This window comes from Micromonospora sp. NPDC049107, from assembly GCF_040648595.1.
GTDB lineage: Bacteria > Actinomycetota > Actinomycetes > Mycobacteriales > Micromonosporaceae > Micromonospora.
Window position 1 is genome coordinate 104654 of sequence record NZ_JBEZEC010000014.1, and the last position, 19843, is coordinate 124496.

A 19843-nucleotide genomic window follows, 5' to 3' on the forward strand; every position below is an offset into this window, starting at 1 on the left:
CGCCGCGCCCGCCCGTCACGGTGGCGTCGTGACCGGGATCGGACCGCTGTACGGCGAGCTGCCCACCACGTTGAACGACCGGATCCGGTAGTGGTAGGTCACGCCCCGGGCCAGACCCGTGTTGGTGAAGCCGCGACCGGTCACCGTGAAGGTCGCCACCTCGTGCGCGAACGTCGGGTCCAGCGCCCGCTGCACGATGAACCCGGAGCCCGGGCCGACGGGGGTGTTCGCCGTCCAGACCAGCACCACCGTGGCGGTGTCCGGGCCCGGCGCGCTCGCGGTGGCGTTCACCTCGCCGGGGGTGCTCGGCGCGGGCGGAGTGCTCGCCGCGGCCACCGTCGACCACGCCGAGGCGGCGCCCAGGTACGTGGTGCGGACCCGGTAGTAGTACGTGGTGTCCGGCGCGGCCGTGGTGTCCAGGTGGTTGTCGCCGACCCCGATCGCGGTGGTGCCCGGCCCGCTGGTGAAGGTCGGGTTGGTGGCCCGCTGTACGTCGATGCCGGTGGCGAAGGAGCGGTTCGTCCAGCGCAGCGCCACCCGCAGCGGCGCGGCGGGTGGGATCGCCGCGATCAGGCCGCCCGGCGCGGCGAGGTGCACCGAGGCGGGCACGCTGTTCGACCAGGACGAGTAGCTCACCTCGTTCTCCGCCCGGATCCGGTAGTGGTACGTGACGCCGGGGGTGACCGTCGCGTCGATGTAGCGGGTCGCGGTGGCCGCGACGGTGATCGTGGTGACGTCGCCGCCGAAGGACCCGTCGGTGGCCCGTTGCAGCAGGTGACTCGTCGCGGGCGGGCGACCGCCGTTGCCGGTCCAGGTCAGGGCGATCGCCGGTAGGGCGGTGGCCGAGCCGGGCACGGGTGTGGCGGTGAGTCCGGTGGGCGCCCGCGGCGTCACCCGCAGCACCAACGGTCGGCTCATCCCCAGGTCGCGATGGCCGGCGAGCTGGCTGTGCCAGCGGTACTCCCAACCCAGGTTGACCATCTGGTTGACGACCACGGCCGGTCGCCCGTCGGTCGGGCTGACCGGCGTCGACCCGGTCCGCGCGCCGGCCGGACGTCCGGGGTCGAGCAGCCGCACGCTGTCGCCCAGCTTGAACGGCAGGGCCGGGGCCACCGGACGCAGCGCCACCACCACGTCCTCGCGGGGGTTGACCCGGACGATCTGCTTCCAGCCCAGCTCCGCCGGGTGCGGGGGGCGCTGCGTGCCGTCCCAGCCCACCCGGTTGACGATCTGCACGTCGCAGCCGCCGAAGCGCAGCGGCTCGGTCTGCCGTACGTTGCCGCTGATCCGCCAGAGCTGCGTGCCGTCGGTCGGGGCGCCCACCGGTATGGCCGGGTCGGCCGCGAACAGCACCTCGGTCACCGGATCGGTCGACCCGAGCGGCAGGGTCGCCGGGGCGAGCGGCCCGATGTGCGGATGACCGACCCCGAGACGCCCGGCCAGCCGGCCGTGACCGGGCTCGAAGACCTGCTGCGCGGCCTTGACCTCGATCGGCAGCGTCACCGGACCGGTGCCCGCGAGCGGCGTGAACGTCACCGTGTCGGCGTGCGCGGAGACGACCGTCTCGGCCGTGGTCCGGCTGCCGAACGCCGGGTCGTACGCCGGCTGCGGCACGATCGGCGGGCGCTGGCTGGCCGCGTACGCCGCCGGCAGCCGCTCCCGCAGCCGGTCCACGTCGTACGGCCCGTCGGGCGTGCCGGTCACCCGGAACTGCAGCAGGGTACGGGTGTTCGGGCCGTACCCCGGTTCGGTGGGCGGCGGACCGCCCCCGGCCGTGCGGTCCGGCGCGTCGGTGTGCTGGTCGTAGCGCTCATCGAAGCCGGGCAGCGGCGCCGGGGCGTCGTTGTAGAGGATCAGCGTGCTGCCCGGTTCCACGCTGGAGAAGTCGACGAGCACGTCGGCTGCCTCACCCGGGGCGAGCAGGAGCGTGTGCCCGTCGACGTTCAGCACGGTCGGGTCGAGCCGGTCGTAGCGGTAGCCGATCGGCCGGTTCGGCAGCACCACCGGGGCGGGCAGCAGCCCGGCCTCGTTGCCGATCTGGACGAACTCCGGGCCGGCGGCGCGCGGGTCGGGCACACCGCCGTCACGCCCGTCGCTCGGCCAACCGGCCGGCCGGTCCGCCGACCGCACGGCGGGCACCATCGGCACCTCGCCGGCGTCCGCGTCGGCCAGGCTGCCGTCGTCGGCCCACATCGACGCGTCCGAGCAGGCCCGGTAGAGCTGGAGGTTGAGGCTGCGGTCCAGGCAGGCGTTGAGGATGCGCAGGCGGTACACCGTGGGGCGTACCCGCAGGTACGGGTACGCGACACCGTTGACCAGCGGGGTATCCCCGTACGCCGCGGGCACCGCCGACGGGTGCGGCACCCCGGGTCGCAGCGGTGGTTCGGCGTCACCGCCGACGGGGTCGTGGTGCGGGTTCGGCACCGGCCCCGGACCGGTCAGCGGCGGCTCGCCCGCGATCCGTTCGGCCATCGGCCAACCGTCCACGGTGGGTCCGCTGTCGTCCCGACCGCCGTCCGGCGCCGGACGGCGCGACCAGGGGCCGTAGTCCCACCGACCGGTGGGGTTGCGTCCGCCGGACCGGTACGGGTTCTGCCGGGGCTGGTAGACGTGGGGGTACCACAGGCTGCCGCGAGCGCCCCAGCGTTCCCGGTCCCAGGTCGGATCCTCGGCGGCCAGCTGGGTGTCGTCCGGCACGAACGTCTTGTCCTCGATCACCAGGGGCACCTGCTCGGCCGGCAGCACCCCCTCGGCGACAAGTTCGTCCTCGACCGGGTCGGTGAGCAGGTACGGCGCGAGTTGCCCACCGTAGACGGTGAGCCGGGCCAGCCCGAGGGTGTTGTCGTGGAACGACAGCAGCCGGCCGCTCTGCTCGTTGGGGAAGTAGAGAGTGGTGGCGCCGGAGCCGGGCGTCGGCATGTCCGGCACGGGCGTGAGGCTGGTCCCCGTCGGGTACGGGGTGATCTCCCCGGCCGGGGTGATCCAGTGTCCCGGGTTGCCCGCGCTGGTCCACCCGGTCTGCGCCCCGGCCAGGTGCAGCACCGCCCGGTTCTGCGGGTACGGCGCCGGGCCGTCCAGCGGCCCGAGCCCAGCACCCTCGACCGTCTCGTCGACCGGCAGGAACAACTCGCCGGCCCGGCCGGTGGGAAGCTGGTTGATGAACTTCACCCGGACCGGTCGGCCGCGCCGAGCGCGGATCATCGGGCCGAGGTGCCAGGGCCGCTCCGGTGGCGCCACCGTGTTGTGGCCCGACGGGTCGGTGCCCAGGTTGAGCTGTCGGTAGCCGCGCAGCCGGGTGACCGGCAGATCCCGGTGCAGGCGTTGCGCGTACTCCTGGAGCCCGATCTCGTAGTAGTCGCAGCCCGGGTAGCTGATCGTGTCGGGCACCGCCACCGGCAGCGCCTGCTCGCCGGGTACGGGCAGCGCGTCGACGAACTTGCGCAGGCCCGTGCCCGGCACCGGCCGGCCATCGGGGTCACGCGTCGGGCGGGGACTGTACGCGACGTTCGGCACCGTTCCGAAGCAGCGTGGCTCGGCGGACGGATCCAGACTCGCCGTGGGCGCGGCCTCCTCGGCGGTACGCGCCGTGGGAACGGACGCCGTCCGACCGAGGCCGTCAGGGGCGGTCCGGTAGAAGAAGGTGGAGCGGAGTCTGCGGAAGATCGCCATGACTCTCCCCGGGGTCGGGGCACGAGGAAGAACACCACCCCGGCGTGGCGGCCCTCGGCACTCTGCTGACAGGCGGTGAGCACCCAACCGCAGCATGCGACGTCGAGGGGTCGGTTAGGAATTACCCAATCGTCCGTATCTGGGATGACCTCGATCCACAACGCCCGGTCAGCCCGGTGGCGGGCTTCCCGGCCGCTCGGGCTGGCACACCGGGCACCAGTAGGTGACGCGCTCGCCCAGCTCCTCCTTGCTGATGGCGGTGCCGCAGCGGCGGCACGGCTGGGCGCGGCGGCCGTACACGTAGCTGGTCTGCCCCCGGTGCAGCGAGCCGGTGGTGCTCTGCGTCCAGCGTCCACGGTTGGCGGCCAGCAGCCGCTGCGCGAGGGCGACCATACCCGGCAGATCGGGCACCGCCCGCACGGACGTCCACGGTGACACGCCTCGCAGGAACAGCACCTCGCACTTGTAGAGGTTGCCCACCCCGGCCAGGTTGCGCTGGTCGAGCAGGGCCTCGCCGATGGTCTGCTCGGGATGTGCGGCGAGGCGCTGGGTCGCCTCGGCCGGGTCCCAGTCCACGCCGAGCAGGTCCGGCCCGAGGTGGCCCACCAGGGCGTCCTCCTCGACGGTGGGCACCAGGGTCAGCTCGTGCAGGTGGTAGCCCACCGCCACCGCGCCGGGGCTGCGCAGCACCACCCGGATCAGGTGCGCGGGCCGGCCGCTCCACCGTTCGCCCGGCGCGTACGCCCGCCAGGCGCCGTCCATCCGCAGGTGGGAGTGCAGCGTCCACGGCGCGTCGTCCGGGGCGGAGAGGCGGAGCAGCAGGTGCTTGCCCCGGCTGGCCGACTCGCGGACGGTCCAGCCGGTGAGGTCGGTGGTGGCCAGCCGGGGCACCCGGAAGTCGGAGCCGGACAGCCGCGCGCCGGCCAGCGCGCGGTGCAGCACGCGGGCGGTGTTCCAGACGGTGTCACCTTCGGGCACGCTGCCATCCTCCCTCTTTCGAGCATGATTCGCATGTGTCGCTATTTGTAGCCAGGTTCCTCATGATCTCCGGACATGCGATGGTCAGGGGGTTCTGAGGAGAATGCCCATGAGACGACCTCATTGTCTTATCCGACCCTCCACGCTCGCCGCCATCCTCGCTCTCGCGCTCATCGCAGCCTTGGTGCCCGTCACCAGCGCCGCCCGGACCACCGTCCCCGCGACCGCCGGATCGCTCACCCTGACCGCCGCCGCACCGGCCGGGGAACGGTGGAGCGCCGACCTGTCGGTCGTCGACCGGGACGATGTCAACGTCCGCCGTACCGCCGCCGGACTGCGGCTGCGCGAGGCCCGCGCGGGCGGACGCAGCCCTCGCAGCCCGCACAGCGCGCTCGCCGAAGGCATGCTCCTCAGCGCCCCACGCACCCTCGCCCGCCCGGCCACCCGGGTCCGCGCCGAGATCGACGCGGACGTCCCCGCCGGCGCGAGCGCGGAGGCGCAGGTGCGCGGATGGCGGCTCAACGGCTGGACCGAGTGGCGGGCCGCGACCGCCGGCGCGACCTTCGACCGCCCGGTCAGCCGCGTACAGACCCGGGTGGTGCTGACCGCGCGGGCCGGCGGGGCCACCGCGACGGTACGCGCCGTCCAGCTCACCGCCGACGCGACCGCCGCCGTCTCCGCCGCCACACCCGGCCTCACCTACCGGGTGTACGCCACCCGGATCGGACTGGTCGGCGAACTGACCGCCAACGGCCGCACCGTACAGCCGCGCGACCACTTCGTGGCCCTACCGTCGCGCCGGGGCCTCTCGCCACTCAACAGCGGCGACTACACCGTGCGGGTCTGCACCACGACGGGCGCGCGCTGCGAGTACGCCCCGGTCTGGGACGTCGGGCCCTGGAACACCCGGGACGACTACTGGAACCCGTCCGCCGTACGCGAGAACTGGAAGAACCTGCCGCAGGGTCGGCCCGAGGCGCAGGCCGCCTACCAGTCCGGCTACAACGGTGGGCGGGACCAGTTTGGGCGTACCGTGCTCAACCCGGCCGGCATCGACCTGGCCGACGGCACCTTCTGGGACGGTCTGCAACTCACCACCAACGCCTGGGTGGACGTCGCGTACCTGTGGACCGGCGGCGGTCCGCGCGCCGTGGTGGGCGACGGCCCGCTCAACATCCGCAGCGGGCCCGGCACCTCGTACGCGATCCGTGGCCTCGCCGCGCGGTTCGCCAACGTGCCGGTCCAGTGCTACGTCACCGGCCAGTCGGTCGCCGGCCCGTACCGCACCACCACCAGGTGGAACCGCCTGGCCACCGGGCAGTACGTCAGCCACGCGTACGTCGCCACCGTCTACGGCGGTACCGTACCGGTCTGCTGAGACGACCTCGCTTCGGCGGGCGCCGCGTCAGGGGCGCTCGTCGGGGCGGGCGGGACGCACCATGTCCTGGTAACGCGGGTGGCTGGCCCCGTAGACGGCGTAGTTGAGCCGGGCGTGCGACAGGCTCAGGTCGCCGTTGGCGCCGCCCCGCACCGCGTCCGCGTCGGCGTCGCTCTGGCCGTCGTCCGTCCAGAAGCAGACCGGGCAGGTCCCGCCGCCGGTCCGGGAGGCACAACAGGGACAGCCCACGGGAACTACGTGTTCACCCACCGGTTCACCCACCGGGGCAGCATTCCACAGTCGAATGTCACCCGGCCACCCGCAGGAGGTCACCCGGGCGTACGCCGAGGACGTCCACGGCCCGACCGCCGTTGACCGCAACCGCCACCAGGTCGGCCGAGTCCACGTACACCACCAGGGCCTGCTGCGGCGCGTCGCCGAACGTCCGTCCGTGTACCGCCGCGTGGGACGGCGTCGGCCCGGGCGGGCCGACCCGGACGGTGGCCGCGAGCGCGCCGAGCACCTCGCCGGGCGCGGCGAGCTGCACGTTGCCGAAGTGGTCGACGGTCAGCACCTCGGCGGTGAAGCCGTCGGCGTCACGGATCATGACCGGTGCTGGCAGCCGGACCAGTTCGCCCGGGTCTACGGCTGGACCGGCTTCGGCGAGTGACGCCCCGAGCGCCAGGCGTGCCGCCACCGGGGCGAAGACGTCCCGGCCGTGGAACGTGCCGGACACCCGGGCCGCCAGCCATCGTGGCGCGGTCAGCTCCACGGCGGCGCTGACCCCGCCGAGCGCGGTGGCCGCGTCGAGCAGCAACCCGTTGTCCGGGCCGACCAGCAGCCCTCCCGGGGTGGCCAGCGCGATGCCCCGTCGGGCGGTGCCGACCCCCGGATCGACCACGGCCACGTGCACGCCCACCGGCAGGTACGGCACGGTCTGCGCCAGCACGGCGGCACCTCGCCGGACGTCCGCCGGCGGCACCAGGTGCGTCACGTCGATGACCCGGGCGGCGGGAGCGATCCGGGCGATCACCCCGTGGCAGGCGGCCACGAAGCCGTCGTCGAGGCCGTAGTCGGTGGTCAACGAGATCCACGGTGTGCCGGACACCCCCGCAGGCTAGCGCCCCCGCCCCCCGCGCGTCCCGCGCCCAACGCCCCCCGCGCGTCCCGCGGGTGGTGGTCGGATCGGGCCGTATCGGTGCGGGCGACTGGCAACCCGGCTGACCCTGCTGGCAGATAGCGGACAGCGTGCTGGCCGACCGGCCCCTCCCGCCACCCAGCGTGGTTGGGCAGACTTCGCCTGTGACACTTCGGAGCCTGCCCGCCGTCGGGGTCCTGCTGGTCGCCGCTGCCGTCGTCGCCGGCTGCGGCCGTGGTGACGATCCCGCGCCGTCGAGTGCCGTCCCCGGTGTTACGTCCTCGACCGTCCAGGCCACGGATCTGCCGAGCGTGCCGAGCACCTCGGCGGGCCCGTCCCGCACCGACGGCGCTGCACCGCCGCCACCACGGTCCGTCGCGCCGTCCACCGTGCCGTCGGCGCCACCGCAGGGACCGGTCGAACGCCGGCCGGCCAGTCCGCCGCCGGTGGTACTGCCCCAGCGCCCGGCGGGCGCTCCCAGCGCCCGGCAGGTCATCGACGCGTTCCAGGCCGCCGGTCTGCGGGTCACCCACCCGAAGGACCGCTCGGTTGACTGTGGTCCGGACGGTCTCGGGCTGGGCTGCTCCGAGATCGTCACCACGGACGGCGTCACCGTCTTCGTGTTCCCCGACGAGACCAGCGCCGGCGACATCGCCGGGACGTGGGGCGGCCAGTCGTACCGGCGTGGGGCAGTGGTGCTCAACTACCTCGAGGCGAAGACCCCGGCAGCCGACCGCGTGCGCTACGAGAAGGTTCTCAACGGCCTCCGCTGAGGCTGCTCCCGCTGCTCCCGCTGCTCCCGCTGCCTCGCGGCCGCGTTGTCCATCAGGTGGCGGCCGGGGCACAACCTTTGGCTGTGATGCCTGTGAGTCATCAAGATGACTCACAGGCATCAACGTCGCAGAGGTGGTCGACGGTGCCTGGCACGGGAGAGCTACCAGATCGCGTGTGGATACCGCGCGAGGGCGGATCGGCCCCACCAGTGGTCGTCACGGAGGACAGCCCGCGACACCTTCGGAGGCCGGACGCGCGGTCGGCCAGGCGCGCAGGCGGACGCTTCCACGGGTTGGGCGACCGGCAGACGTAGGCCGCGCGGGTCGGGTCAGCCGCGTAGGCGTAGGCCGCGCGGGGTGGCCCGGAAGCCGGCGGCGGTCAGCGCGTCACGCAGTGGCGATGAGTGCACCGCCTCGCCGTCGGCCCGTTCGACCGACATCGCGCCCAACGCTCCGGAGTGGACGGCGTCGGCCAGCGCCTTACCGGCCGCCGCGAGCGTCTCGGTGTCGTCGGTGAAGGAGAGCAGGGTTCGGCCACCGCGTTCCACGTACAGCACGAGGTCGCCGCCGACCTGCACCACCAGGGCACCGGCCTTACGGCCCGCCCGGTGCCCGGTCGCGGCGGTGGCCCCGTCGCCGGAGTCGACGACGCGGTCCGGCCAGGGGAGTGCCGCACCGTACGGGTTGGCCGGATCGGTGGCCGCCAGGACGGTGGCCGGCCCGCCCCGACCCCGGGCGCCGTCGGCGGGCTCCGCCAGGGCGCGTAGCCGGTCCACCGCGCCGGGAACCGCGAACTGTGCCGCGCCGAGACCTTCGACGAAGTAACCCCGGCGAGCCGCGCCACGCTCCTCCAGCGCCGACAGCACCGGGTAGACCGCCGAGAACCCACCGACGACCTGCTCGGCCATGACCGCGCCCCGGGTGACGACCCCGTGCCGTTCCAGCAGGACGTCGGCGAGGGCGGCGGCCCGCCTGGTCGGGTCGAGATCCCGATCCGGAAGCCGCGACCAGCGGCCGGCGACGGTCGGTGGGCCGCTGCGGGTGGGCAGCGCCACCCGGCCGGGCCGCCGGTAGCGGGTGCGCGGCGCGGACGGGCGCGACCGGTGCGCTCCACCCGCGCCGAGCACCGCCCGCAGCGGGGCGAGGGTGTCGTTGGTGAGGTGCCCGGCCCAGACCAGATCCCAGATGACACCGGTCAGCGCGGCATCGTCGGTGGCGCCGACCCGGTCGGCGAGCGCGCGGAAGAACAGCGCCTGCCCGTCGCCGAGGGCGTCGAGCACCGCGTCGTGCAGCGGGGTACGCGTCAACGCCTCATCAGGCGGCGGAAGCAGCAGCGGCGCGGCGTCCGCGTACGCCAGGGTGACCCAGCCGTCGCCTCCGGAGATCGCCCCGGAACCGGCCCAGAGCACCTCCCCGCTGGCACACAGCTCGTCGAGCTGGGCGGGGGAGTAGTCGGCGACCCGGCCGGGCAACACCAGCCGTTCCAGCGCGGACGCGGGCACGGCAGCGCCCTGCAACTGCTCCACCGTGGCGGCGAGCGCCTCCACACCCCGGGCGGACGAGCCGACCTGCTGCCAGCGGGGCAGGAACGTGGCGAGGGCCCGCGGTGGCACCGGCTCGATCTCCCGGCGCAGCGCCGCGAGCGAGCGGCGGCGCAGCATCCGCAACACCTCGGCGTCGCACCACTGCGCGCCGGCCGTGTCGGGCGTGAACTCGCCGGAGACGACGCGGCCGGTGGCGGCCAGGCTGCGCAGCGTCTGCTCGACCACGAAGACGCCGAGCCCGAAGCGAGCCGCGCAGGTCGCGGCGGCGAACGGGCCGTGGGTGCGGGCGTACCGGGCCACCAGGTCGCCCAGCGGGTCGGCCACCGGCGCGAGGTACGCCTCGGCCACCCCGACGGGCAGCGCCACGCCGAGCGCGTCGCGCAGTCGGGCGGCGTCCTCGATGCCGACCCAGCGCTGCTCGCCGGCGATCCGTACCCGCAGCACCCGGCGGGCGGCCTCCAGCTCGCTCAGCCAGCCCTCCGGCACGCCCCGCTCGGTCAACTCGACGTCGCTGAGGTCGCCCAGCACCCGCAGCAGCTCGACCACGTCCTCCGCGTCGCGCGGGCGGCGCTGCTCGGTCAGCCAGCGCAGTTGCCGGTCGGTCTCGGCGAGCAGCTCCGGATCCAGCAGCTCGCGCAGGTCGACCCGGCCGAGCAGCTCACCGAGGAGCGTGGAGTCCAGGGCCAGGGCGGCGGCCCGGCGCTCGGCGAGCGGGGCGTCGCCCTCGTAGAGGAACGCGCCCACGTAGCCGAAGAGCAGCGACCGGGCGAACGGCGACGGCGCGCTGGTCTCCACCTCGACGAGGCGGACCTTGCGAGCCGCGAGGTCGCGCATCAGCTCGGCCAGCGCCGGTTGGTCGAAGACGTCCTGTAGGCACTCCCGGGCGGCCTCCAGGGTGACCGGGAAGTCGGCGTACTCGCGGGCGACGTCGAGCAGTTGCGCGGCGCGTTGCCGCTGCTGCCAGAGCGGCTGGCGGCGGCGCGGGTCGCGGCGGGGCAGCAGCAGCGACCGGGCGGCGCACTCCCGGAAGCGGGCGGCGAAGAGCGCCGAGGTGCCGACCGACTCCTGCACGAGCTGGGCGATCTCGTCGGGTTCGAAGACGACCACGTCGGCGCCGGGTGGCTCGTCGGCGGTGTCCGGGAGGCGTACCACGATCCCGTCGTCGGAGGGCATGACCTGGGCGTCCACCCCGTACCGCTCGGCCAGCCGGCGACCCACGGCGAGAGCCCAGGGCCCGTTGACCCGCGCGCCGAGGACGCTGTGCACGGCGAGTCGCCAGTCGCCCAGCTCGTCACGGAAGCGCTCGACGACGACGGTCCGGTCGTCGGGCAGGGAGCGGGTGGCCGCCCGCTGGTCGCGCAGGTAGGCCATCAGGTTGGTGGCGGCCCAGTCGTCCAGGCCGCCCTCGCGCAGCGTGGCCAGCGCCGCCTCGTCGCTCTGGCGCAGCAGGGCGCGGACCCGCGCGCCGATGGCCCGGCCCAGCTCCACCGGGCGGCCGAGCTGGTCGCCCTTCCAGAACGGCATCCGCGCGGCCTGACCCGGCGCGGGGGAGACCAACACCCGGTCGGGGGTGATCTCCTCGATGCGCCACGAGGACGAGCCGAGCAGGAAGACGTCGCCGACGCGCGACTCGTAGACCATCTCCTCGTCCAGCTCGCCGACCCGGGCGGCCCGCTCCGCACCGGCCAGGAAGACCCCGAACAGCCCTCGGTCCGGGATCGTGCCGCCGCTGGTCACCGCCAACCGTTGCGCGCCGGGACGGCCGGTGAGCTGGTCGCTGGCCCGATCCCAGACCAGTCGGGGACGCAACTCGGCGAACGCCGTGGACGGGTAGCGGCCGGAGAGCATGTCCAGCACGGCGTGCAGGGCCGAATCGGGAAGCTCCGCGAAGGGCGCCGCCCGCCGGACCAGCACCGCCAGGTCGCCGACCTGCCACGGCTCCAGGGCCACCATCGCGACGATCTGCTGGGCCAGGACGTCCAGCGGGTTACGCGGGTAGTGCAACTCCTCGATCGCGCCGTCGGTCATCCGCTCGGCGACAACCGCGCAGGACAGCAGGTCGCCCCGGTGCTTGGGGAAGACCACGCCCCGGGAGACCGCGCCCACCTGGTGCCCGGCCCGCCCGACGCGTTGCAGGCCGGCGGCGACGCTCGGCGGGGCCTCGATCTGCACCACGAGGTCGACCGCGCCCATGTCGATGCCCAGCTCCAGGCTGGAGGTCGCCACCACCGCCGGGAGCTGGCCGGACTTGAGCGCCTCCTCGATGTGCTTGCGCTCCTCCCGCGAGACGCTGCCGTGGTGCGCGCGGGCGATCACCGGCGCTGCCCCGGCCGCCGCGCCGGACTGGGCCATCACCTCGGCCGGCGCGCGACTGCTGCCCGGGCCGGCGGGGCCACCCCACCGCTGCGCGCCGCTCGCCGGGCCGTCGTCGGCCGCCGGCTTATCGCCCGACGACGACCCCGGGGGTACGACGATCGCGCCCTCGCCCGACGCGGAGGCGATCGCGGCGGTGGCCACCTCCTCGGCGGCCAGCTCGTTGAGCCGTGCGCACAGGCGCTCGGCGCTGCGGCGGGAGTTGGTGAAGACGATGGTGGAGCGGTGCTGCCCGATCAGCGAGAAGACCCGCTCCTCGACGGCCGGCCAGATCGAGGCGCGGCGTGGCCCAGGCCCGCCGAGGGAGTCCTCGGGAGGCTGCTCCTGCTCGTCGAGGCGGGTCATGTCCTCCACCGGCACCTGCACGCTGACCTCGATCGTCTTCGCCGTGCGCGGCTGCACGACGTCGACCGGCCGGGCGCCGCCGAGGAACCGGGCGCAGGCGTCGATCGGCCGGACGGTGGCGGAGAGGCCGATCCGTTGTGCCGGCGTGGGCAGCAGCTCGTCGAGGCGTTCCAGGGAGAGGGCGAGGTGGGCCCCGCGCTTGCTGCCGGCCACCGCGTGGACCTCGTCGACGATCACCGTCTGGACGCCGCGCAGCGAATCCCGAGCGGCCGAGGTGAGCAGCAGGAACAGTGACTCGGGTGTGGTGATGAGGATGTCGGGTGGGGTGCGGGCGAAGGCCCGTCGCTCGTCGGCCGGCGTGTCACCGGTGCGCATCCCGACGGTGATGTCGGGTGGTGGGACGCCGAGCCGGGTGGCCGCCTGCCGGATGCCGGCCAGCGGCGCGCGTAGGTTGCGTTCGACGTCGACGGCGAGGGCCTTGAGCGGGCTGACGTAGAGCACGCGGCACCGCTGGCGAGCCTCGGTCGGCGCGGGCTCGCGGGCCAGCCGGTCCAGCGACCAGAGGAAGGCCGCGAGCGTCTTGCCGGAGCCGGTGGGCGCCACGACCAGGGCGTTACGGCCGGCCGAGACCGACTTCCAGGCGCCGGTCTGGGCGGCGGTGGGCGCGGCGAAGGCGGCGTCGAACCAGGCGCGAGTGGCGGGACCGAACCCGTCCAACACCTCGCCCTTGCCCGTGTCTGCCCCGCTCACCGGTCCATCGTGCCCCGTCGGTACGACAACAACGAACGACCCACGGCGGATCGTGCCGCGCTGTGTGGAAATTGCGCGTGATGCACCTTTAATACGTTAAGTCTCACTTAACTGCTTGCTTGTAAGGAGCAACATAAAGTAACTTCACCCGCAACGCGAATCGGGTGGGAGGGATCGGATGACCGGCGAGCCGCGACACGTCGAGCCCGGCACCGATGTGCTGATCCGCAAGGTCGACAGTCACCTCGCCACGCTCCGCGGCGGTCTGCACGGGCCCGAGCTGGAGCTCGCCGAGCGTCTCGCCGGCTGCCTGCGGGAGCTGGTCGTCTCCACCGCCCAGGCCAGCGCCGCCGACCGGGGGCAGGTCCGCGTCGCGGTGCACTACTTCGTGCTGCGCCGGGAGAGCCGGGGCCGCCTGCTCTCGATGCGGTCCCTCGCCGTCGCGGAGCGGGTCGTCGCCAAGGTCGCCCGCCAACTCGGTCGCGTCGACCTGCTGGCCGACCTGCGCCGAGGTCACCAGGATCTCGACGACGCGCTGCCGGTCGGCGACGCTCTGCTGCGCTGACCGCCGCCGCTGGCGCTCGCCGTTGATCGCACATTGAGCCCTATGGCGGGGCAATTCCGGTAAAACCGCCCGAGGCTCGGGGATCTGGCGTCTGATCGCTGAAGACACCACCGCTGTACGGGTGTCGGCCACCTCGATCGGGAGCGCGAGTGCTGGTACTGCTCATCCTCCACCTCGTGGCGGCCCTCGTCGCGCCGCTTCTCGTCCGGTGGTGGGGTCCGCGCGCGTGCTATCCGCTGGCGCTCGCGCCGGCCGCCGCGTTCGGCTGGGCGCTGGCCCGTACCCCGGCCGTCGCGCACGGCGGCGCGGTCGTCGAGACGTACCCGTGGATCGGGCAGTTGGGCCTCGACATCGCGCTGCGCGTCACCACGCTGTCGTGGCTCATGACCCTGCTGGTCGGCGGCGTCGGCGCGCTCGTGCTGGTCTACAGCGCCCGGTACTTCGACGCCGGCTCCCCCGGGATGGCCCAGGTCGCCGCCGTCCTGGTGGCCTTCGCCGGCGCGATGCTCGTCCTGGTGTTCGCCGACGATCTGCTGCTGCTCTACGTCGGCTGGGAGTTGACCACGATCTTCTCGTACCTGCTGATCGGGCACAGCACCGAACGCCGGGCCAGCCGCTGGGCGGCGGCGCAGGCGCTGACCGTCACCACGCTGGGCGGGCTCGCCATGCTGGTCGGGTTCATCCTGCTGGGCGAGCACGCCGGGAGTTACCGCTGGTCCGAGATCGCCGCCCACCCGCTGCCCGGAGGTGGCTACCTCGTCACGGCGGTGCTGCTGATCCTGGCCGGGGCGCTGTCCAAGTCGGCGGTGCTCCCGTTCAGCTCCTGGCTGCCGGTCGCGATGGCGGCGCCCACCCCGGTCAGCGCGTACCTGCACGCGGCGGCCATGGTCAAGGCCGGCGTCTACCTGGTCGGGCTGCTCGCGCCGGTGCTCGCCACGGTGGGTCCGTGGCGACCGCTGGTCCTCATCGCCGGGGTGGCGACCATGCTCGTCGCCGGTTGGGCGGCGCTGCGACAGAACGACCTCAAGCTGCTGCTCGCGTACGGAACGGTCAGCCAGTTGGGCCTGCTGGTCGCGGTGACCGGCTCGGGCACACCGGACGCCGCGCTGGCCGGCACGGCGATGCTGCTGGCGCACGCCCTGTTCAAGGCGGCGCTGTTCCTGGTCGTCGGCGTCATCGACCACGGCGCCGGGACCCGTGACCTGCGCGAGTTGTCCGGGCTGCGCCGCTGGTCCCGCCCGTTGTTCGGGGTCGCGGTGCTGGCGGCGGCGTCGATGGCGGGCGTACCGCCGCTCGTCGGGTTCGTCGCCAAGGAGGCGGTGTTCGCGGCGTTCACCAGCGATCCGGTGGTCCTCGCCGGGCTGGTCGCCGGAACGGTGCTCACCGTCGCGTACAGCGCCCGCTTCCTCTGGGGCGCGTTCGCCGACCGGCCGGGCGTCGAACCGGTACCACCCGGGCCGGTCGCCGCGTCGATGCTGCTCCCACCGGCGGTGCTCGCCGTCGTCGGGCTGCTCGCCGGTCCCGCCGCCGGCGTGCTGGACGGTCTGCTGAGTCCGTACGCCGAGCTGCTGGGGACCCTCGACGCGCACCTGACGCTCTGGCCCGGACCCACCGCGGCGCTCGGTCTGTCCGTGTTGGCGCTTGCCGGCGGCATCCTGCTCTTCGCGCTGCGCGGGCCGCTCGCCCCCGCGCTGGCCCGGCTCCGGTCGCCGGTCGGCGGCAATCAGGGGTACGAGTGGGTCGTGGGCCGGTTCGACCGGTTCGCCATCGGGGTCACCGGCGCGACCCAGCGCGGCTCGCTACCGCAGTACCTCGGCATCATTCTCGTCACCCTCGTGCTGCTGCCCGGTGGGGCGATGCTCGCCGCCGCCCCCTGGCGGGCCCGGCTCCCGCTCTGGGACAACCCGCTGCAACCGGTGGTCGTGGTGGTCATCGCGGTGGCCGCGCTGCTCGCGGTCGGCGCTCGTCGGCGGTTGACCGCGATGCTGCTGGTCGGCGTCACCGGCTATGGCACGGCCATGCTGTTCATCCTGCACGGCGCACCTGATCTGGCGCTCACCCAGTTCCTGGTGGAGACCGCGACCATCGCGGTCTTCGTGCTGGTGCTGCGCCGCCTGCCGCAGCGGTTCTCGGCCCGACCGCTGCGCCGCAGCAGATGGACGCGTCGGGCGATCGGCGTGGCGATGGGCGTGGTGGCGGGCGGGCTCGCGCTCGTCGCGGCCGGCGCCCGCCGCGCGCCGGACATCTCCACCGTCTTCCCGGCCCTCGCGGTGGGCGAGGGGTACGGCCGCAACGTGGTCAACGTGACCCTCGTCGACATCCGGGCCTGGGACACCATGGGCGAGGTGTCGGTGCTGGTGGTGGCCGCGACCGGGGTGGCCAGCCTGATCTTCGAGCGGTCCCGTACCGGGCCGAGGCCGCGCCGGCCGGAGTCCGCCGAAGGGGCCGCCCCGCCGCACCGGCCCGTCTGGTTACGGGGTGGCCCGACCCTCTACGACGAGCAGCGCTCGCTCGTCCTTGAGGTGGTCACCCGACTGATCTTCCACACGGTGGTGCTGTTCTCGCTGTTCCTGCTCTTCTCCGGGCACAACGCGCCGGGCGGCGGATTCTCGGGCGGCCTGGTGGCCGGGCTCGCGCTGGTCGTCCGCTACCTGGCCGGCGGCAGGTACGAGCTGACCGACGCCGCCCCGGTGGGCGCCGGCCTGATCCTCGGCGCGGGGCTGGCCCTGGCGGTGGGTACGGGCGCGGTGGCGCTGCTGGCCGGCGGATCGGTGCTGCAGAGCGCGAAGCTCGACGTGTCCCTACCGCTGGTCGGCGACGTCCACCTGGTCACGTCGCTCTTCTTCGACATCGGCGTGTACCTGATCGTGATCGGGTTGCTGCTGGACATCCTGCGCAGTCTCGGCGCGGAGGTGGACCGGCACATCGAGGCCACCGGTACGGAGAGCGGCGGCCTAGCCATCGACAAGGGCGGACGGCCGTGACGGCGGGTGGCGCCGGGCCGACGCTGGTGCTGGTGCTCGCCGTCGCGGCGCTCGTCGGGTGCGGGGTGGTCCTGCTGCTGGAGCGCAGCCTCACCCGGATCCTGCTCGGCGTCATCCTGCTCGGCAACGGCGTCAACCTGCTGATCCTGCTGGGTGGCCGATCGGGTGGCGCTCCCGTCGTGGGCACCGGCCCGGTGGACCGGATGAGTGACCCACTGGCGCAGGCGATGGTGCTGACCGCCATCGTGATCACGTTCGGGTTCACCGCGTTCCTGCTCGCCGTGGCGTACCGGAGCTGGTATCTCACCGGCGACGACGAGGTGCCCGACGACCTGGAGGACCGCCAGATCATCCGTCGCGCGGAGGACCACGGGGTGGGCGCGGTCGACCGTGGCGGGGAGGGTCCGAACGGCGATCCGGAGCAGGTCGACCCGGAGCCGGCCCGCCGCCGACTCCGACGTGGCCAGCAGGACGACGCGTCGTGAGCCGGCTCCTGCCCCTGCCGGTGGTGGTGCCGCTGCTCGGCGCGGCGCTGACCCTGTTGCTGGCCGACCGGCCCCGGGTGCAGCGTACGGTCAGCGTGCTCTGCCTGGCGGTGACGTTCACCGTTGCGCTGGTGCTGCTGGTGCAGGCGTACCGGCACGGGCCGGTGGTGCTCGCGGTCGGTGGGTGGCCGCCGCCGGTCGGCATCGTGCTGGTGGCCGACCAGTTGGCCGCGCTGATGCTGGTGGTGTCCTCGGCGGTGACCCTGTGCGTGCTGGTGTACTCGATCGGGCAGGGCCGCAGCGAGACCAGCGAGAGCGCGCCGGTGGTGATCTTCCACCCGACGTACCTGGTGCTCACCGCGGGCGTCACCAACGCGTTCCTGGCGGGTGACCTGTTCAACCTGTTCGTCGGCTTCGAGATCCTGTTGGCGGCCAGCTTCGTGCTGATCACGCTGGGCGGCACCGAGACGCGCATCCGCACCGGCTCGACGTACGTGGTGGTCAGCGTTCTCTCCTCGATGATCTTCCTGACCGGCGTGGGGCTGGTGTACGCGGCCACCGGCACGCTCAACATGGCGCAGCTCGCCCAGCGTCTCGACGACCTGCCGGACAACGTCCGGGTGACCCTGCAACTGATGCTGCTGCTCGCGTTCGCGATCAAGGCCGCGGTCTTCCCCCTGTCGGCCTGGCTGCCGGACAGCTATCCCACCGCTCCGGCCCCGGTGACCGCCGTGTTCGCGGGGCTGCTCACCAAAGTGGGCGTGTACGCGATCATCCGTACCGAGACGTTGCTGTTCCCGGGTGGCCAGGTCGACGACCTGCTCATGGTCGTCGCCGGGTTGACCATGGTGGTCGGCATCCTCGGGGCCGTGGCGCAGTCGGACATGAAGCGGCTGTTCTCGTTCACCCTGGTCAGCCACATCGGCTACATGATCTTCGGGGTGGCGTTGAGCACTGCGGCCGGGCTCGCCGGGGCGATCTTCTACGTGGTGCACCACATCACCATCCAGACGACCCTGTTCCTGGTCGCCGGGTTGGTCGAGGAGCGCGCCGGCAGCACCGACCTGCGTCGTCTCGGCGGACTGGCCCGGGTGGCGCCCCTGCTGGGCGTCCTCTTCTTCGTCCCGGCGATGAATCTCGCCGGGGTGCCCCCGTTCTCCGGTTTCCTCGGCAAGCTCGGGCTGCTCCAGGCCGGGGTGGCGGCCGGCGGCGCGCTGCCCGCGACGTTGGTGGCGGCCGGGACGCTCACCAGTCTGCTCACCCTGTACGTCGCCTCCCGGGTGTGGAACATCGCGTTCTGGCGGGCGCCCCGGATCGCCACCGACGAACCCGTCGTCCGGCTGCCCGCCCTGACGGTCGGCGCGACCGTCGCCCTGGTCGCCCTGGGGGTGTCGCTGACCGTGCTGGCCGGTCCGCTCTTCGACGTCACCGCCGACGCGGCCACCGACCTGCTCTCGCGTACGCCGTACGTGCGCGCTGTTCTGCCCGGCGGCGTGCCGTGACGGGCCGACGCGGCGCACCCCCGACGGACGCCGCCAGGGAAGGTCGGCTCGGGCGTTGGCGGGACCAGACGCTGGCGCTGAGCTGGCTGGTGCTCGTCTGGAACCTGCTCTGGGGCGAGATCAACCTGGCAAACATCATCGGTGGCCTGCTGGTGGGAGGCTCGGTCCTGCTGTTCTTCCCGCTGCCGGCGGTCACCTTCGGCGGGCGGCTGCGCCCGGGGGCGCTGCTGGCGTTCGCCGGTCGGTTCGTCGTCGAACTGGTCAGCGCGAGCCTGCACATCGCCCGGATCGCCGTGCAACCCGGTTACCGGCCCCGTGGCGCGATCATCGCCGTCCGGTTGCGGGTGCGTACGGATCTGATCCTGGCGCTCACCGCCGAGGCGGTCTCGCTGGTGCCCGGCACGCTGGTCCTCAAGGTGGACCGTGAGCCGGGGGTGCTCTACCTGCACGTGCTGGACACCCACGGCCCGGCCGACCTGGCGCTCGCCCGGGACCGCACCCTCGACGTCGAACGACGCATCGTCCGGGCGGTGGGCAGCGCGGACGAACTGCGCCGCGTGGAGCCCGGTCCCGCCGAGAAGGGATTCGCCTAATGATCACGTTCCTGGCCGTCGTCCTCACCGTCCTGCTGTCGGTGACCGCGCTGCTCGTGCTGATCCGGCTCTACCGGGGGCCCTCGCTGTTGGACCGGGTGATCGCGGCGGACATGCTGCTCGCCACCATGGTCGGCGCGGTGGGCGCGGAGGCGGCGGTCAACCGGCACGCCACCACGCTGCCGGTGCTGGTGGTGCTGTCCCTGCTCGGCTTCGTGGGCTCGGTCTCGCTGGTCCGCTTCGCCGTCCGGGAGCGTTCCTGATGCCGGGCGTGCTCGCGACGATCGCCGACTGGCTCGGGGCCGTCTGCCTGGTCGCCGGCGCGCTGCTCGCGCTGTGCGCCGGCATCGGTGTGCTGCGCTTCCCGGACGCCCTGTCCCGGATGCACGCGGCCACCAAGCCCCAGGTGCTCGGCGTGCTCCTGCTGCTGCTCGGGATCGCGCTGCGGCTGCGGTCCCGGGCCGACCTCGGCATGATCCTGCTGGTCGGGGTCTTCCAGTTGGCCACCGCCCCGGTCGCCGCGCAGATGATCGGCCGGGCCGCCTACCGGTCCGGCCGACTCGACCGGGGCCTGCTCGACGCCGACGAGTTGGCCGGGACCGAGTCGACCGGTGGGCGCGGCGAAAGCCGGTCCCGGCCGGGCTGAACAGGACGATCGACTCCTTCGGCCCACCCCCAGCGGAGTCCCAGGCAACGCCGATAAAATGACGGCATGATCGACTCCTCTGCCCAGGAGGGCAGCAGTAGCCAGCCGGGTCGTGCCCGG

The 19843-nt window shown here is 73.6% G+C and carries 14 protein-coding genes; 9 read left to right on the top strand and 5 right to left on the bottom strand.

From position 1 onward, the window contains the following. Nucleotides 1-15 precede the first annotated feature (15 nt). Both AB0B55_RS29215 and AB0B55_RS29220 read right to left on the bottom strand, forming a co-directional pair. Nucleotides 16-3669, bottom strand: coding sequence for a hypothetical protein (locus AB0B55_RS29215; protein ID WP_357175180.1), 3654 nt, complete (start codon nt 3667-3669; stop codon nt 16-18). A 168-nt stretch (nt 3670-3837) separates the two neighbouring features. Continuing rightward, nucleotides 3838-4647: a DNA-formamidopyrimidine glycosylase family protein gene (locus tag AB0B55_RS29220; protein ID WP_357122523.1), complete on the bottom strand. Its 810-nt coding sequence runs from the start codon at nt 4645-4647 to the stop codon at nt 3838-3840. Nucleotides 4648-4831: 184 nt separating this feature from the next. Here AB0B55_RS29220 and AB0B55_RS29225 point away from each other — a divergent pair, with 184 nt between their 5' ends. Beyond that, the gene (locus AB0B55_RS29225; protein WP_357175183.1) at nt 4832-6025 is read left to right on the top strand and encodes a hypothetical protein; all 1194 of its coding nucleotides are present in this window, start codon (nt 4832-4834) and stop codon (nt 6023-6025) included. Between the two features lie 27 nt (nt 6026-6052). On the opposite strand, the gene AB0B55_RS29230 is transcribed toward AB0B55_RS29225, so the two are convergent. After that, nucleotides 6053-6295: a CPCC family cysteine-rich protein gene (locus AB0B55_RS29230; RefSeq protein WP_039905669.1), complete on the bottom strand. Its 243-nt coding sequence runs from the start codon at nt 6293-6295 to the stop codon at nt 6053-6055. Nucleotides 6296-6332: 37 nt separating this feature from the next. After that, nucleotides 6333-7133 carry an SAM-dependent chlorinase/fluorinase gene (locus AB0B55_RS29235; RefSeq protein WP_357175186.1) on the bottom strand — a complete coding sequence of 267 codons (801 nt, stop codon included), beginning with the start codon at nt 7131-7133 and terminating at the stop codon, nt 6333-6335. A 194-nt stretch (nt 7134-7327) separates the two neighbouring features. On the opposite strand from AB0B55_RS29235, the gene AB0B55_RS29240 reads away from it, so the two are divergent. Further along, nucleotides 7328-7936: a hypothetical protein gene (locus AB0B55_RS29240; RefSeq protein ID WP_357175189.1), complete on the top strand. Its 609-nt coding sequence runs from the start codon at nt 7328-7330 to the stop codon at nt 7934-7936. A 329-nt stretch (nt 7937-8265) separates the two neighbouring features. Here the strand turns inward: AB0B55_RS29240 and AB0B55_RS29245 are convergent, their stop codons facing one another. Beyond that, on the bottom strand, nt 8266-12948 hold the full coding sequence (locus AB0B55_RS29245; protein ID WP_357175193.1) for a DEAD/DEAH box helicase: 4683 nt from the start codon (nt 12946-12948) through the stop codon (nt 8266-8268). Between the two features lie 178 nt (nt 12949-13126). Between AB0B55_RS29245 and AB0B55_RS29250 the strand changes: the two genes are divergently transcribed. The 7 genes from AB0B55_RS29250 to mnhG all read left to right on the top strand — a co-directional run bounded on the left by AB0B55_RS29250 (nt 13127) and on the right by mnhG (nt 19723). Beyond that, complete coding sequence (locus tag AB0B55_RS29250) at nt 13127-13513, top strand: hypothetical protein (RefSeq protein WP_357122540.1); 387 nt, start codon at nt 13127-13129, stop codon at nt 13511-13513. Between the two features lie 149 nt (nt 13514-13662). Then, nucleotides 13663-16497, top strand: a complete 2835-nt coding sequence (locus AB0B55_RS29255) for a Na+/H+ antiporter subunit A (RefSeq protein ID WP_357122543.1) — start codon at nt 13663-13665, stop codon at nt 16495-16497. Next, a complete protein-coding gene (locus AB0B55_RS29260) occupies nt 16494-16982 on the top strand; it encodes a Na(+)/H(+) antiporter subunit C (RefSeq protein WP_357175196.1) in 489 nt (162 codons plus the stop codon). The genes AB0B55_RS29255 and AB0B55_RS29260 overlap by 4 nt, the downstream gene beginning before the upstream one ends. After that, the gene (locus AB0B55_RS29265; protein ID WP_357175199.1) at nt 16979-18484 is read left to right on the top strand and encodes a Na+/H+ antiporter subunit D; all 1506 of its coding nucleotides are present in this window, start codon (nt 16979-16981) and stop codon (nt 18482-18484) included. The genes AB0B55_RS29260 and AB0B55_RS29265 overlap by 4 nt, the downstream gene beginning before the upstream one ends. Further along, nucleotides 18481-19077 (top strand): Na+/H+ antiporter subunit E, encoded by a 597-nt coding sequence (locus AB0B55_RS29270; RefSeq protein ID WP_357175201.1) that lies wholly within the window; start codon nt 18481-18483, stop codon nt 19075-19077. Before AB0B55_RS29265 ends, AB0B55_RS29270 begins: the two co-directional genes overlap by 4 nt. After that, complete coding sequence (locus AB0B55_RS29275) at nt 19077-19340, top strand: monovalent cation/H+ antiporter complex subunit F (protein ID WP_357122555.1); 264 nt, start codon at nt 19077-19079, stop codon at nt 19338-19340. Before AB0B55_RS29270 ends, AB0B55_RS29275 begins: the two co-directional genes overlap by 1 nt. Then, nucleotides 19340-19723, top strand: coding sequence for a monovalent cation/H(+) antiporter subunit G (gene mnhG / locus AB0B55_RS29280; protein WP_357122558.1), 384 nt, complete (start codon nt 19340-19342; stop codon nt 19721-19723). Before AB0B55_RS29275 ends, mnhG begins: the two co-directional genes overlap by 1 nt. Nucleotides 19724-19843: the final 120 nt, after the last annotated feature.